The sequence below is a fragment of the Pseudomonas fluorescens Q2-87 genome, from assembly GCF_000281895.1.
GTDB classification, from domain to species: Bacteria; Pseudomonadota; Gammaproteobacteria; order Pseudomonadales; family Pseudomonadaceae; genus Aquipseudomonas; species Aquipseudomonas fluorescens_S.
On sequence record NZ_CM001558.1, the window covers coordinates 3,432,140 to 3,446,440 of the forward strand.

Below are 14,301 nucleotides of genomic sequence, written 5' to 3' on the forward strand. Positions count from 1 at the left end.
CGCCCCGCCCACGCAATAGTTGAATTCGTCTTAGCAGGGTGTCGCCGCGCCTTTGCGGGCGTACCACCACCAGGTCACCACGATGCAGCTCAGGTAGAAGCCGACGAACATGTAGAAGGCCATCTCCGGGCTGCCGGTCAGGGCCATCGAAGTGCCGAAGGACTTGGGGATGAAGAACGCACCGAAGGCGCCCATGGCCGAGCTGAAACCCAGCACCGCGGCGGACTCCTTGCCAGCGTTCTTGATCGCTTGCTCGCGCACCTCGGGCTTTTTGCCCAGGGCGGCTTTTTCATGCAGGGTGCGAAAGATCACCGGGATCATGCGGAAGGTCGAACCGTTGCCCACGCCGGTGGTGATGAACAGCAACATGAACAGGCCCAGGAAGCCGTAGAAGCTGCCGCCCTGGCCGTTTTGCGGCAGAAAGTGAAGAACACCGAACACCATCACGATCATCAGCACGAAGTTCCACAAGGTGACTTTCGCGCCACCGAGCTTGTCCGCCAGCCAGCCGCCCAGCGGCCGTACCAGCGCGCCCACCAACGGGCCGAGGAAGGCGAATTTCAGGGCGATGACTTCCGGAAACGAGGTCTTGATCAGCAATGGGAACGCTGCGGAGAAGCCGATGAACGAACCGAAGGTAGCCAGGTATAACCAGCACATCAGCCAGTTGTGCTTGCGCTTGAAAATCACCGCCTGTTCGCTGAACGAGGCCCGGGCGCTGGACAAGTCGTTCATGCCGAACCAGGCAATCAAGGTCACGGCCAGGATGAACGGCACCCAGATGAAACCGGCGTTCTGCAGCCACAGCGAGCTGCCGTCAGCCAACACCTGTGGCTGGCCGCCCATGAAGCCGAACACGCCAAAGGAAATCACCAGCGGCACGCTGAACTGCATCACCGACACACCCAGGTTGCCGAGCCCGGCGTTCAGGCCCAGGGCCGTGCCTTGCTGAGACTTTGGATAGAAGAAGCTGATGTTGGACATGCTCGAGGCAAAGTTGCCGCCGCCAAAACCGCAGAGCAGCGCGATCAGCACGAACACGCTGTAGGGCGTGGCCGAATCCTGCACCGCGAAACCCATCCACAGCGCAGGTATCAGCAACGAGGCGGTGCTCAGGGCGGTCCAGCGCCGACCACCGAAGATCGGCACCATGAACGAGTAAAAGATGCGCAGAGTGGCACCGGACAACCCCGGCAGGGCCGCCAGCCAGAACAGCTGGTCGGTGGTGAAGCTGAAGCCGATGGCGTTAAGGCGCACGATCACCGTGCTCCAGACCATCCAGACCGCGAAGGCCAACAGCAGCGCAGGAATCGAGATCCACAGGTTGCGCCGGGCGGTCAGCTTGCCGCTGCTGCCCCAGAACGCGGGGTCTTCCGGACGCCAGTCATGAATGACCGGGCCCTTTTCAGGCGTTTGCAGAACGGACATGTTCTTCTCCTTGGGCAATGCTGGAAAACGGGGATTGAGTGGCCGGCGGCTGTTTACCCAGCAGCGGGCGCCTGCGCATTTCGCTGAAGTACATCCAGGCCAGGGATACCCAGACCACGCCGTACATCAACATGAAGCAGGACGAGCGCACGCCGGTGAGGTCCACCAGGGCGCCGAACATGATCGGCAGCACGAAACCGCCCAGGCCGCCGGCCAGGCCGACGATGCCGGACACCGCGCCCATGTTCTTGGGGTAGTCGTTGGCGATGTATTTGAAGACCGAGGCCTTGCCGAACGCGAAGGCGATGCCCATCACGAACAGCAGCACGGTGAACAGCGTGGCGTTGAGGCCGATGTGGAAATCGACGATGCCGTTGACGGTCTGCACTTGCAGTTGGGTCTGGGGGTAGGACAGCAGGAACAGGCAGATCCAGCTCACCCACAACACCCACCAGGTCACGCTCTGGGCGCCCCAGCGGTCGGACATCCAGCCACCGACGGCCCGCAGCACGCCGCCGGGCAGGGAGAAACAGGCCGCCAGCAACGCCGCGCTTTGCAGGCTGAAGCCGTATTCCTGCACGTAGTATTTGGTCATCCACAGCGCCAGGGCCACGTAGCCGCCGAACACGATCGAGTAGTACTGGCAGTAGCGCCACACGGCGGGCTCTTTCAGCGCCTGGAGTTGCTCGCGCAAGGTGGCGCCGCCGACGTTGCGGTGTTCTTTTTTCTCGGCAGTGAGAAACCAGAACAGCAACGCGGTAGTGAACAGGATGGCGCTGAACACTTTCGGCACCAGGTGCCAGGTGCCCAACGCGATCAGGGCCGGGGCCAGGAACTTGGTGACCGCAGCACCGGCGTTGCCGGCACCGAACACGCCCATGGCAAAACCCTGGTTCTGCTTGTCGAACCATTTGGCGACGTAGGCGATGCCCACCGAAAACGACCCGCCGGCGAGGCCGACGAACAGGCCCAGCACCAGGAACTGCCAGAAAGCAGTCGCCAGGGTGATCAGATACAGCGGTAAGACGCAGGACAGCATCAGCAGGAAAAACACGATCCGCCCGCCGAAACGGTCAGTCAAAAGCCCCAGGGGCAAACGCACCAGCGAACCGGTCAGCACTGGCGTGGCGGCCAGCAGGCCGAATTGGGTTTCGTTGAGGGCCAGCAGTTCCTTGATCGGAACGCCGAGCACGGCGAACATCATCCAGACCATGAAGCACACGGTGAAGGCCAGGGTACTCATCCCCAGTACCAGCCCTTGTTGCACTTGCGCTCGCATCACGATGCACTCCGTCAGTTCGATTGAGCGCAGCCTAGTGATGCGAACCCCGTGAAAACTTGACCTGGGTCAACGTGCCCGGAAGGGGCAATGGCCTATGCTTGGCCCGTCTACCTCCAAGGAGGTAGATCCAGATATTGATAAAACCCTTTGTTTATCAATATTTTGGCTAAGTCTGCCGACGCTTTTATGGAAACGGAGCGGCGGACAACTCTTTAGAGGTAGTGCGCCCAGGATCGGCTGCTACATCACAGATCCAGGCGCCGCCCCATGTTCGGGTTCCAGATTTTCTTGCAGGGTCAGCCGCAATGATGCGCTGGCTGCGCAGCTCCCTGCCCGCTCGCGCCGGGTTGGCGGTGATTCTTATCGCGATCCTGGCCCTGGCCAGCTCCTTGAGCGCCGGCCTGATCGCCTGGTTCAGCCAGGGCGATGCCGCAGCCATCAATACCGCCGGCTCGGTGCGCATGGAAACCTACCACCTGAGCTGGAAACTCGCTGCCGGCGCCACCGATGATGTGCACGTCATCATCGACAGCCTGCAGCAGCGCCTCGACAGCCCCGCCCTGCGCGCCGTGCTGGAAGACGGGCCGGCGACCTCCCTGCACCAGAGCTATCGCAACCTGCTACAGCGCTGGAACCAGACCTTGCGCCCAGCCGTCGAGCGTGGCGATTCGGCGTTTTTCCAGGCCAGCGCCAACTCCTTCGTCGATCAGCTGGACCAATTCGTCACCCTGTTGCAACGCCAGAGCGAGCACAAGCAAGGCTGGCAGCAAGTGATCCAGGGCATTGCACTGTTTACCACCATGATCATTCTGCTGATCGGCCTGTATGAATTGCAGTACGGCGTGGTCGCGCCCTTGCAGGAACTGGTGGACGCCACCCAACGTTTTCGTCGTGGCGAGTTCCAGGTGCGAGTCAATCATCAATCCGAAGATGAGCTGGGTCAGTTGGCAACCAGTTTCAACGCCATGGCCGAGGCCATCGAGCAGTCCCATCGCACCCTGGAAAGCCAAGTCCAGCAAAAGACTCTGAACCTGCAACAGGCCAATGCCGCCTTGGAGCTGCTGTACCAGAGCAGCCGCAACCTGGCGACGCGACAGGCCAATGCCGAAGGCTTGGATGAGCTCATCCGAAGGTTCCAGCAACGCTTGCCCGGCCTGCGTCTGACGCTGTGCCTGCAAGGACAATTGCAGGCACCGGCCAAGCACTTGCTGGCATTGCATGGCGCCGCCAGCCGCCAGGTTTGCGCCAGCAGCGATTGCGCCAGTTGCCATAAACATAACGCCGCACGCCCGCAGGCCTTCAGCATCAGCAACCAGGGCAACGAGCTGGGTGAACTCAAGGCGCATTTTGTCGACGGTCACGCGGCGCACCCCTGGGAAACCGCATTGATCCAGGCCCTGGCCAACCTGATCGGCACCACCCTGTCACTCAAGCGCCAGCGCGAACAGGACCACCGCCTGCTGCTGCTCGATGAGCGCACGATCATTGCCCGGGAACTGCACGATTCCCTGGCCCAGGCCTTGTCATACATGAAGCTGCAAGTCAGCCGCATGCAGACCCTGATGCGCCGGGGCGAACCGGTACAAACCCTGGAAAACGTCACCGCAGAGCTGCGCGAAGGCCTGAACAACGCCTATCGCCAATTGCGCGAGTTGCTGACCACCTTCCGCTTGCAGATTCGTGACGACGGCCTCGTTCAGGAGCTCAAGGACACCGCTGAAGAGTTTTCCAACCGCGGCGATTTCCAGGTGCACCTGTTCATCGACACCCTGGCCTTCGAGCTGTCGGCCAGCGAGCAGATCCACATCCTGCAGATCACCCGCGAGGCCTTGTCCAATTGCCTGCGCCATGCCCATGCAGAGAACGCTTGGCTCGAACTGCGCCAGGACGGCGAGACCGTGCAGCTGACGATCGAAGATGATGGTTGCGGCTTCAGCGGTGAGGTGGACACGCGCGAGCACCACGGCCTGAACATCATGAACGAACGGGCCCGCAGCCTGCGCGGCCAACTGAGCATTCTTTCCCGAATACCCCAGGGCACCCGTATCCAGGTGCTTTTCCAACCGGAATTCCTGGGTCAACCCACCGAAGGCATCGCAACATGAACGCCCCTTTGCGCCACACCCTGCTGTTGGTCGACGATCATCCGATGATGCGTCGCGGGATCCGCCAGATGCTTGAGCTCGAAGACGACTTGCACATTGTCGGCGAAGCCAGCCACGGCGAAGAAGCCTTGACGCTGATCGAGCCGCTCAAGCCCGACCTGGTGCTGCTGGACAACAACATGCCGCAAATGAACGGCATCGAGACCCTGCGTCGGCTGCGCGCCATGCACTACACCGGCAAGGTTTTGCTGTTCACTGTCTCTGACGCCGAGGACGACATCCGCGATGCCCTGCGCCTGGACGCCAACGGCTATTTGCTCAAGGACATGGAGCCTGAGTTGCTGATCCAGTACATCCGCGACGCCCTCAACGGCGCCCTGGTGATCAGCCCCGGCCTGACCCGCGTGATGGCCCAGGCCCTGCGCGCCGCACCGCGCCAGGCTGATGTCGAACTGACCGAGCGCGAACGCCAGGTGCTCAAGACCATCGCCGGCGGCTACAGCAACAAGGTCATCGGGCACAAACTGGGCATCACCGAAGGCACGGTCAAGGTTCATGTGAAGAACCTGCTGCACAAGCTTGGCTTGCGCTCGCGGGTGGAAGCGGCGGTGTGGGCAATGGAGCATTTGCGCGGGGCGGGCTAAAGCAGGCGCGTAGATTTCCTGAGCGAACATAAATCCCGTGGCGAGGGAGCTTGCTCCCGCTGGGCTGCGTAGCAGCCCCAAAAACAGGGCCGCTGCGCGCCCCAGCGGGAGCAAGCTCCCTCGCCACAGGATCGGTGTTCGGCAGATACCGATTCGACTGACTGCAATGACAATTCCCATCCCTCTTCCGAGGTAGGCCTGCCGAGGCATAGGCCGACGGCGCCTTGGGCTCTACCATGACGGCACGCGGAGGTACGCCATGCTGACCCACCCTTCCATTGTTCTACTGTTGCGACGTCATCACCTGTTCAGCCAATTGCCCGAGCGGGTGTTCGAAGAAGTGTGCAGCCTGGCCGTGCTCAAGCGCCTGGCTTGCAACAGCACACTTATGCACCAGGGCGACCCGGCCAAACGGTTTTTCCTGCTGGTCAGTGGCCAGATCAAGCTGTTCCGGGTGACCGGCGAAGGCCAGGAAAACCTGGTGGAGATCATCCAGCCCGGCCAGACCTTTGCCGAGGCCCTGCTGTTCAGCGAGGCCCGCTGCTACCCGGTCAGTGCATCGGCGATCAAGGACAGCGTGCTGGTGAGCATCGAGGGCACCCACTATCGCAAGGCTCTGGAAGACCAGCCCAAGGTGTGCCTGGCGATCCTGGCAAGCATGAGTATCCACCTGCACCAGCGCCTCAAGGACATCGACAACCTGACCTTGGCCAGCGCCAGCCGGCGGGTGATCAATTTCCTGTTGCAGGAACGCGACCCGCGGGACGGCTTGGTGGTGTTGCAGGTGTCCAAACGGCTGGTGGCGTCCAAGCTGGGGATCCAGCCAGAGACCTTTTCGCGCATTCTGCATCGCCTGGTGGATGGCGGCCTGATCGCCATGGAGCGGCGCAACATCCACATCCTGGCTGAGGAAGAGTTGGAGGCGTACCAGCAATAATTGCAGCCCCTATATGACGGTCACCCCAGCCCCTGTGGCGAGGGGATTTATCCCCGCTGGGCTGCGAAGCAGCCCCAAAGCCTTAGCCCGCGGTGTATCAGGCGGTTGAAGGGGGGCGCTGCGCGCCCCAGCGGGGATAAATCCCCTCGCCACAGGTAATACACGAGGGGCAGCAGCCTCGGTGCTGTCATCACACGGTCGCCAAGCCCTTGCCCGCCCGTTCCAGATTGCGCCATAACCACGGCGGCAATACCTCCGGGTCGAGACTGTCGATCAGGTTCTTCAGCGCCAGTCCCAATTCCGTATCCCCCTCGATCACCAGCCGCCGCCGGAAGAACAACGTGTCGGGGTCTTCCTGACGGCTCGCCAGCAAGAGGAATTCGCGCCAGTTGCCGCTGATGGTGACCTGGGCTTCGGCCCGTTCGGCGATGCGCAGTCCATCCCGCGCCAGGGTCAGGTACCAGCACAACTTCAGGTCGGGCACCCGCAGGCACAGCCAGCGCCCCTGCAGCACGTCGAAACCGCCATCGCGCAGCGGCTCGGCCAGGCAACGGTTGAGTGCCTGTTGCAACGCCAGGCGTTGCACCACAAACGGCACCTTGGCCACAAGCGGCAGCACCCGGTCAGCGCTTTTGAGCAACCATTTTTTTGGACTCAGCACAGGCCCGCCTCCTCTACCTTCAACATGCCGGCATGGCCGTGCCAGTAACCGTTGCAGCCGTCCACGAACAACGGCGGCGCCTCGCCCTGGCGCACCTTGTCGAAGGCCGTGACCACGTCGGCCATGCCCTGGGCGCGCGGGCTCAGGCGCAACAGGTCAGCGCCGCTGGCCTTCAGCGCGCTGTAATCGGCGAGCAGGTTCGTCACCTCCCCGGACATCGTCTGGATGCCATTGAGGGTGAACAACTGCTGGCCTTCCTGGCTGCTCAAGGCCAGGCCGTCGGGATAGTTGATGCAACAGAACTGGCAGTCGTCCTTGGGTCGGTTCTCGGCGCGGGCGGTGAAGCAACGCGCCGAGTACGCCAGGGGCAAATGGCCGTAGGCAAAAATTTCAACCTCAGGCACTTCACGGTCCATGTCCCGCACTTGCTCCAGCACATCGCCGATCAGCGCCGCTGAACACTCTACCGGTGGCACCCACCGGGTCATGCCGCTGTCGAGCAATTGGCCCAGGGCGTGACCGTTGTACAAGTTCAACGCCGGACCGCCGACAAAGGGTAACTTGCGCTCGGCCAGCAACTGCACCGCGCCCATGTCATTGGCTTCCACCAACAATTGGCCGTTGTCGCAGAGGCGGCGCAGCGACGACAGCTCCGAAGCCGCCTCGATCAACGTCAGGCTCGACAACACGATCTGCGCCTGGCTGCACGTTTGCAGCTCACGCGCCAGGCCCAGCCATTGGTCCAGAGAAAATGCCCGGCGCTTCGAACACACGGTTTCCCCCAGGTAAATCACGTCCAACGGCAGAGCCGACATCTCGGCGTAGAAATTTCCCAATTGTGTTTTGTCCCAGTAGAACAGGACCGGTCCCAGGCTGAGTTTCATCTGGCCTCCCTCATTGCCATGATCGATGGTAGGCACCCAGGGTGGTCTGGCTGCCCTCGGACAATCCGGCCAGCACCTGGCGCCATTCTTCCCGCACCCGGAACCGTTGCGGTGCGGCCTGGTGTGCATCCAGCGCGGCGCGCCAGACCCGGGTGACTTGTTCAACGTAGGCCGGGCTGCGCTGGCGGCCTTCAATTTTCACGGCCTCGACACCGATGGCCGTCAGCTCTGGCAACAGGTCCAGGGTGTCGAGGCTGGTGGGTTCTTCCAGGGCATGGAAGCGCTTGCCGCCCACCAGGAAGCGGCCCTTGCACAAGGTCGGGTAACCGGCCGGTTCTTCAGGGGTGTAGCGATCGATCAGCACCTCGCTGAGGCGTGCGCTCAGACCTTGGGCGTCCTCGCTCCAGCGCACCGCCTTGGCGGGCGAGCAAACCCCACACAGGTTCGGCGATTCGCCGGTGATGTACGAAGACAAGTGGCAACGGCCCTCGGCCATGATGCACAGGCTACCGAAGCCAAAGACTTCGATCGGCACCGAACTGGCCGCCGCCACTTGCCGCACTTGGGCCAGGGACAGCACCCGTGGCAACACGGCGCGGCGGATGCCGTAGCGCTCGGCGTAAAAAGCCAGGGCCGCCGCGTGGGTCGCCGAACCCTGTACCGACAGGTGCAGGGCCAGTTGCGGATGGCGCTGACTGGCGTAGCTGAGCACACCGGGGTCGGCGGCAATCAGCGCGTCCACGCCGAAATCGGCAGCCCGGTCCACCGCCCGTTGCCAGCGTTCCCAACCCTTGGGTTGCGGGTAGGTATTGACCGCCACGTACAGCTTGCGTTGATTCTGGCGGATGTGCGCGACAGCGGCATCGAACTGCTTGTCGTCCATGTTCAGCCCGGCGAAATGCCGGGCATTGGTGTCATCGCGAAAGCCGACATAGACGGCATCGGCGCCTTGGCGCACCGCCGCTTTGAGGGCAGGCAGATTCCCTGCCGGGCAAACCAGTTGCATGGGGCATCCTCGTGAGAAAACTAAGGGCGCCGCCAGTCTAGCCAGCCCTCGGCCGGCGACCTTGACGGCAATCAATTGCCGTCAATGCATCAGCTCGGCGAATGGCAGGTACAGCACCCGGTCGTGCTTGTGCACCAGCGTCACACGCTCGACCACCGCCAAGCCGTCGGCCCAGCATGCGGCTGCCAACATCGCCGAGCTTTGCTGGGGGTGCAGTTCCACGCACAGGTGGCCTTCGGTGTCGGGGATCAGTTTGGCGCGCAGGTATTGCCGGCGCCGGTTGCGCTTGAGCCAGTCGAACCCGGCCGGCAGTTGCAACGGCACCGGCAGCACGTTGCTGATGCCTTGGGCCCGGAACAGGAATGGACGCACGACAATCAATGCGGTAACCAACGCCGCCGAAGGATTGCCCGGCAGACCGATCCATGGTTTGCCTTCCACATCGCCAAAGGCCAAGGGCTTGCCCGGCTGGATCGCCAGGCGCCAGAGATCGATGCTGCCCAGGCTTTCGATGGCATGCTTGAGATGGTCCTCTTCACCGACCGACACACCTCCGGAAGTCAGCAGCACGTCGCATTCGGCGGCCGCCAGGCGCAGTGCCTGCCGGCTGGCGTGCAGTTGATCGGGCATGACGCCAAAGTCATGCACTTCCACGCCCCAGCCCCGCAACAACGCGGCGAGGCTATGGCGATTGCTGTTGTAGATTTGCCCCGGCGCCAGAGGCTCGCCTGGTTCGCGCAGCTCATCGCCACTGCTGAGCAAGCCCACCTGCAAGGGGCGATGAACATCAACCTGAGCGACGCCGGCGCCGGCCAGCAGACCCAGCTCCTGGGCCCGCAGGCGCGTACCGGCCGCAAGCAGCCGATCACCTCGACGCAACTCCTCACCTTCCTTGCGAACGTGGTCACCGTCATTGACCGACGGCAACCAGACCCGCTCGCCATCGACCCGGCAGCTTTCCTGTGGCACCACCGTGTCGGCACCCGGCGGCAGCGGCGCGCCGGTGAAAATCCGCACGACTCGCCCGGGCTGCAGCGGCTCACCCGGTTCATCACCTGCGGCGATGCGCCCGGCCAACGCCAGATGGCCACCGTCAACCGGCAAGTCGGCCGCGCGCAGGGCATAGCCGTCCATCGCACTGTTGTCCCACGCCGGCAGATTCATCGGGCACAGGATGTCGACAGCCAACACCCGGGCCAGGGCCTGGTCCAGGCCGACCCGTTGCACGGGCGGTGGCGGCGGCGCCTGGTCCAGCAGATGACGAATCGCCTCATCCACCGGCGTCAGCACGCCGCTGTCGCAGACCTTGCCGCTCACGAGCGAGTCTCGCAGGCTGTCGGGGCAATGCCGGCCTGGGGCTTGAGGTGCGGAGTGAAATTGCATGGGCCGGTGCGGCTGTCCAATTGCCCGGCGAGGATCTGTTCCCAACCGGTCCGACAGGCGCCTGGCGAGCCCGGCAGGCAGCAGATCAGCACGCCGTTGCTCATGCCCGCCACCGCGCGCGATTGCAGGCTGGACATACCGATTTCGGCCAGGGAGACCTGACGGAACAATTCGCCGAAACCGTCCACCTGTTTGTCCAGCAATGGCAGTACCGCTTGAGGGGTGTTATCGCGCGGGGTGAAACCGGTGCCGCCGGTCATCAACACCACCTGCACCTTGGGGTCGGCGATCCACTGTGATACTTGGGCGCGGATCTGGTAGATATCGTCTTTCACCAGACCACGGTCGATCAGCACATGACCGGCGGTTTGCAGCAGGTCCGCGAGGGTCTGGCCCGAGGTGTCGGTGTCGAAACTGCGGGTATCGCTGATGGTGAGGACCGCGATGTTCAGCGGTTGGAAGAGGCGTTGCTTCAGATGGGCCATGATCAGCCGTCCTGTCAGAAAAGATGGCCCAGCCTGAACCGCATTCGATGCCGGGCCTATTCCTCCATGGAGGTACCTCCCTCGGCCTCAGGGCGCCAGACGCCTGCGCTGCCAAGCGCCCCCTTGCAGGCGGTAGTCGAGGCGATCATGCAAACGGTCGGCACGGCCTTGCCAGAATTCCAGCCGTTCGGGGCGCAGGCAATAACCGCCCCAATGCGCGGGACGTGGCACGGCTTGATCGGCGAAGCGTTCTTCAGTTTGTGCGAGCAAGGTTTCGAGGGCCGCGCGGTTTTCCAGCGAACGGCTTTGTGGCGATGCCCAGGCGCCCAGCCGACTGGCAACCGAACGAGACTCGAAGTACGCGTCGGACAAGCCGGGATCGAGCTTGCTGACCTGCCCTTCGATGCGCACTTGCCGCTCCAGCCCCGGCCAGAAAAACGTCATGGCCGCCCAGGGATTGGCCGCCAGATCCTGTCCCTTGCCGCTGTCGTAGTTGCCGAAGAATGAAAAACCTTCTTCGCTGAAGCCCTTGAGCAACAGCACTCGGCAATGGGGCCGCCCCTGTTCGTCCACGGTGGCCAGGGCCATGCTGTTGGCTTCCACCGGGGGGCTTTCGGTGTCGCGGGCTTGTTGCATCCAGAGGCTGAACAGCGCCAGCGGGTTGTCTGGCGCTTGGGTTTCGTCCAGGCCATCGAGGGTGTATTGGCGGCGCATTTTGGCCAGGGAGAGGGGCATGGCGGTGATCTTCACTAGGGTTTGGCCCAGTGTGGGTTTTGCGGGGTTGGCTGGCCTTGATCGTTGTCAATGCTGATGCCTTCGCTGGATGTGCGGGCCTCTTTGGTCTAATGCTGTTCAGTAAAGAGAACGGTGCTTCTTCCTGACGTGAACGCGCCGCTTTTTTGGGCTTGTGGTTTGTGTGTATATCCGTTGCTGCGGTAATGGCGACTTAGGGTTCCGCCCTGACGGCGGCTCACTTTCGAAGAGCGCGAAAGTAAGCAAAGCGCTTTATGCCCCACCACTTGGTGCCTCGCTAGTGCTCGGCATGCCCTCACTCCGGCATTGCTCCGTGGGCCCGCCGCGAAGGGTCATCCATGACCCAGCGCGGCTATCCCGGCATCCATGCCGGGATGCCCACTGCGCAATGCCTGCGTTCGGCCAGCGTGGTTAACGGGGCCCCAGATCAAAAGCCTTGGCGAGGCGGCCTTATAGCCGACCTGTTTCTTGGGCCGTACCCCAATCCAACTGTGGGAGCGGGCTTGCTTGCGAAGGCGACCTTGTTGCCGACTCATTTCTCCCGGCTGTACGTTGATCGAATTGTGGGAGCGAGCCTGCTCGCGAAGGCGGCCGTATGAACACCCACATAGGTTACAAATCAGTTCACGCACATAGGTGACAGTTTTGCTGGCAATTGTTGATTCGGAGGGCCTGACCATGCCGTGGCGAGAGCTGAAACCTATGGATTTGATGTGATATTCATTGCGGATTACCTGCCTAGTCAGCTCAGCTCCAGCCAATTCTGTGCGGCTCGTAGCATCAGCCTCAAGACAGCCATCGCGAGCTTGCTCGCTCCCACAGGGGAACACATTCGCAGAGAAACAGGTCGGCCGTTAGGCCGCCTCGTCGCGGACGTTGATCTCGAGGCGCCCCGTTAACCACGCTGGCCGAACGCAGGCATTGCGCAGTGGGCACCTCGGCATGGATGCCGAGGTAGTCGCGCTGGGTCATGGATGGCCCTTCGCGGCGGCCCACGGAGCAATGCCGGAGAGAGGGCATGCCGAGCCTAGGCGAGGCACCAAGTGGTGGGGCAAAAGCGTTTTGCTTACTTTTGCGCTTCTCAAAAGTGAGCCGCCGTCAGGGCGGAACCTTAAGCTGCCGTCACCAAAAAAACGGATATACACACCAACTATGAAGCGAAGCCCCCTCCTATTTAAGCCCCAACCGCCGCGCCAACTTATGCAAATTACTCGGATCCACCTCCAACAACCGCGCCGCCCCCGCCCAGTTCTGCCCGCATCGTTCCAGGGCCCCGAGGATCGCCCGCCGCTGGCAATCATCAACGGCCTCGCCCAAGGGCAGCACCGGCGTCTCCAATAGTGGCACTGCTTGTTCGGGCAGTGCCTGCATTGAGGTCGCATTGGCATTGACATCCAAGTCGAGCACCTGCGGCTCCAGCGTCATGATCAAGCTGCGACTGGCGCCCCGGCTCAGTTGCTTCAACGCCGCACGACTGATGACGTGCTCCAGCTCCCGCACATTACCCGGCCAGCTATACGCCAACAGCGCCTGTTCGGCGGCCGGTGACAGGCGCAAGCCGCGCAAGCCCAGCCGTGTACGGTTCAGTTCGAGAAAGTGCCCGGCCAGCATCAGCACATCGTGGCCGCGTTCGCGCAGGGGTGGGATCGGCACGGGGTAGACCGAGAGCCGGTGATAGAGGTCCGCGCGAAACAGGCCCTCGCGAATGCTGTCGGGCAGGTGCCGGTTGGTGGCGGCGATGATCCGCACATCGACGTGTAGCGGCTTGTCCGCTCCCAGGCGCTGGATCTCGCCGTTCTGCAGGGTGCGCAGCAATTTGGCCTGCACGCTCAGCGGCAATTCGCCCACCTCGTCGAGAAACAGCGTGCCGCCATTGGCCGCGTCGAAACGCCCGGCGCGGTCGGTGGTTGCTCCGGAAAACGCGCCTTTGACGTGGCCGAACAATTCGCTTTCGGCCAAGGACTCTGGCAGCGCCGCGCAATTGACCTGTACCAAGGGTTTGTGGGCGCGCCGGGACAGGCGATGCAGGCGTCGGGCAAACAATTCCTTGCCGACGCCGGTCTCCCCCAGCAACAACACCGGCAGTTCGGAGTCGGCCAGTACGTCCAGCTCGTTGAGCAATTGTTGCAGCCCCTCGCTGCGCCCGAGGATCTCGCCCTCTTCGGCTGGCAGGCGCAGGTCCGCCGTGTCGCTGCGCGATGCCCGCAGGCTGCGGTTTTCCTGCTCGAGTCGAGTGACACGCACGGCCGCCTCGATCTGCAGCGTGCAGCGCTTGAGTTCCTCCCGGGCGTGACTGTCGAACGTCCCGGCGTGTAACGCATCGAGGGTGATCGCGCCCCACAGCCGGCCTTCCACATACAGGCTAACACCCATGCAGTCGTGCACCGGCAGCGGCTCGCCGATGTGGTCGTCGAGCAAGCCGTCATAAGGATCCGGCAAGCGGCTGTCGGGCTCGAACCAGGTGGGTTCGCGCGAGGCCATGATCGCCGCCAGGCGTGGATGCTGGGCAATCACGAACCGACGCCCCAGCGCCTCGTGGACCAGGCCGACGGTCGCCACCGGTCGCAGGCTGTCTTCGTCCAGGCGCAACAGCCCTACGGCGCCACTGTTGAAATATTCGCGCAGGGTCTGCACCAGGCGCTGCAACCGCACGGCATTGGGCAGCTCGACGATCAGGTCGGCGGCCAGGCTTTCTCGCAGCATGGTAGTGATGACCCTCCAGGGTTCGTATGA

The 14,301-nt window shown here is 62.9% G+C and carries 12 protein-coding genes; 3 read left to right on the plus strand and 9 right to left on the minus strand.

What is annotated here, in order from left to right; genetic code table 11:
- Positions 1 to 30 precede the first annotated feature (30 nt).
- Positions 31 to 1,428 carry a NarK family nitrate/nitrite MFS transporter gene (locus tag PFLQ2_RS12565; protein WP_003182319.1) on the minus strand — a complete coding sequence of 466 codons (1,398 nt, stop codon included), beginning with the start codon at positions 1,426 to 1,428 and terminating at the stop codon, positions 31 to 33.
- Positions 1,406 to 2,707: an MFS transporter gene (locus PFLQ2_RS12560; protein WP_003182321.1), complete on the minus strand. Its 1,302-nt coding sequence runs from the start codon at positions 2,705 to 2,707 to the stop codon at positions 1,406 to 1,408. The genes PFLQ2_RS12565 and PFLQ2_RS12560 overlap by 23 nt, the downstream gene beginning before the upstream one ends.
- A 308-nt stretch (positions 2,708 to 3,015) precedes the next feature.
- On the opposite strand from PFLQ2_RS12560, the gene PFLQ2_RS12555 reads away from it, so the two are divergent.
- The 3 genes from PFLQ2_RS12555 to PFLQ2_RS12545 all read left to right on the plus strand — a co-directional run bounded on the left by PFLQ2_RS12555 (position 3,016) and on the right by PFLQ2_RS12545 (position 6,396).
- Complete coding sequence (locus PFLQ2_RS12555; protein WP_003182323.1) at positions 3,016 to 4,815, plus strand: HAMP domain-containing protein; 1,800 nt, start codon at positions 3,016 to 3,018, stop codon at positions 4,813 to 4,815.
- The gene (narL, locus tag PFLQ2_RS12550; RefSeq protein WP_003182325.1) at positions 4,812 to 5,459 is read left to right on the plus strand and encodes a two-component system response regulator NarL; all 648 of its coding nucleotides are present in this window, start codon (positions 4,812 to 4,814) and stop codon (positions 5,457 to 5,459) included. The genes PFLQ2_RS12555 and narL overlap by 4 nt, the downstream gene beginning before the upstream one ends.
- 259 nt (positions 5,460 to 5,718) lie before the next feature.
- The gene (locus tag PFLQ2_RS12545) at positions 5,719 to 6,396 is read left to right on the plus strand and encodes a Crp/Fnr family transcriptional regulator (RefSeq protein ID WP_003182327.1); all 678 of its coding nucleotides are present in this window, start codon (positions 5,719 to 5,721) and stop codon (positions 6,394 to 6,396) included.
- 190 nt (positions 6,397 to 6,586) lie between these two features.
- Here PFLQ2_RS12545 and ubiT read toward each other — a convergent pair whose 3' ends face one another.
- The 7 genes from ubiT to norR form a co-directional block, all read right to left on the minus strand.
- A complete protein-coding gene (ubiT, locus tag PFLQ2_RS12540; RefSeq protein ID WP_003182329.1) occupies positions 6,587 to 7,057 on the minus strand; it encodes a ubiquinone anaerobic biosynthesis accessory factor UbiT in 471 nt (156 codons plus the stop codon).
- Complete coding sequence (locus PFLQ2_RS12535) at positions 7,051 to 7,941, minus strand: U32 family peptidase (protein ID WP_003182330.1); 891 nt, start codon at positions 7,939 to 7,941, stop codon at positions 7,051 to 7,053. Before PFLQ2_RS12535 ends, ubiT begins: the two co-directional genes overlap by 7 nt.
- Before the next feature lie 10 nt (positions 7,942 to 7,951).
- Positions 7,952 to 8,947 (minus strand): ubiquinone anaerobic biosynthesis protein UbiU, encoded by a 996-nt coding sequence (ubiU, locus tag PFLQ2_RS12530; protein WP_003182333.1) that lies wholly within the window; start codon positions 8,945 to 8,947, stop codon positions 7,952 to 7,954.
- 81 nt (positions 8,948 to 9,028) lie between these two features.
- The gene (locus tag PFLQ2_RS12525; RefSeq protein ID WP_003182334.1) at positions 9,029 to 10,264 is read right to left on the minus strand and encodes a molybdopterin molybdotransferase MoeA; all 1,236 of its coding nucleotides are present in this window, start codon (positions 10,262 to 10,264) and stop codon (positions 9,029 to 9,031) included.
- Positions 10,261 to 10,815 (minus strand): molybdenum cofactor biosynthesis protein B, encoded by a 555-nt coding sequence (gene moaB, locus PFLQ2_RS12520; RefSeq protein WP_003182337.1) that lies wholly within the window; start codon positions 10,813 to 10,815, stop codon positions 10,261 to 10,263. Before moaB ends, PFLQ2_RS12525 begins: the two co-directional genes overlap by 4 nt.
- A gap of 87 nt (positions 10,816 to 10,902) precedes the next feature.
- Complete coding sequence (gene pdxH, locus PFLQ2_RS12515; RefSeq protein ID WP_033046080.1) at positions 10,903 to 11,550, minus strand: pyridoxamine 5'-phosphate oxidase; 648 nt, start codon at positions 11,548 to 11,550, stop codon at positions 10,903 to 10,905.
- 1,188 nt (positions 11,551 to 12,738) lie between these two features.
- The gene (gene norR / locus PFLQ2_RS12510) at positions 12,739 to 14,271 is read right to left on the minus strand and encodes a nitric oxide reductase transcriptional regulator NorR (RefSeq protein WP_003182342.1); all 1,533 of its coding nucleotides are present in this window, start codon (positions 14,269 to 14,271) and stop codon (positions 12,739 to 12,741) included.
- Positions 14,272 to 14,301 lie beyond the last annotated feature (30 nt).

Bases quoted from the DNA above. Each gene is read 5' to 3' on its own strand.
- PFLQ2_RS12565 (WP_003182319.1), bottom strand. From the start codon at position 1,428: ATGTCCGTTCTGCAAACGCCTGAAAAGGGCCCGGTCATTCATGACTGG.
- PFLQ2_RS12560 (WP_003182321.1), bottom strand. From the start codon at position 2,707: ATGCGAGCGCAAGTGCAACAAGGGCTGGTACTGGGGATGAGTACCCTG.
- PFLQ2_RS12555 (WP_003182323.1), top strand. From the start codon at position 3,016: ATGATGCGCTGGCTGCGCAGCTCCCTGCCCGCTCGCGCCGGGTTGGCG.
- narL (WP_003182325.1), top strand. From the start codon at position 4,812: ATGAACGCCCCTTTGCGCCACACCCTGCTGTTGGTCGACGATCATCCG.
- PFLQ2_RS12545 (WP_003182327.1), top strand. From the start codon at position 5,719: ATGCTGACCCACCCTTCCATTGTTCTACTGTTGCGACGTCATCACCTG.
- PFLQ2_RS12535 (WP_003182330.1), bottom strand. From the start codon at position 7,941: ATGAAACTCAGCCTGGGACCGGTCCTGTTCTACTGGGACAAAACACAA.
- ubiU (WP_003182333.1), bottom strand. From the start codon at position 8,947: ATGCAACTGGTTTGCCCGGCAGGGAATCTGCCTGCCCTCAAAGCGGCG.
- moaB (WP_003182337.1), bottom strand. From the start codon at position 10,815: ATGGCCCATCTGAAGCAACGCCTCTTCCAACCGCTGAACATCGCGGTC.
- pdxH (WP_033046080.1), bottom strand. From the start codon at position 11,550: ATGCCCCTCTCCCTGGCCAAAATGCGCCGCCAATACACCCTCGATGGC.
- norR (WP_003182342.1), bottom strand. From the start codon at position 14,271: ATGCTGCGAGAAAGCCTGGCCGCCGACCTGATCGTCGAGCTGCCCAAT.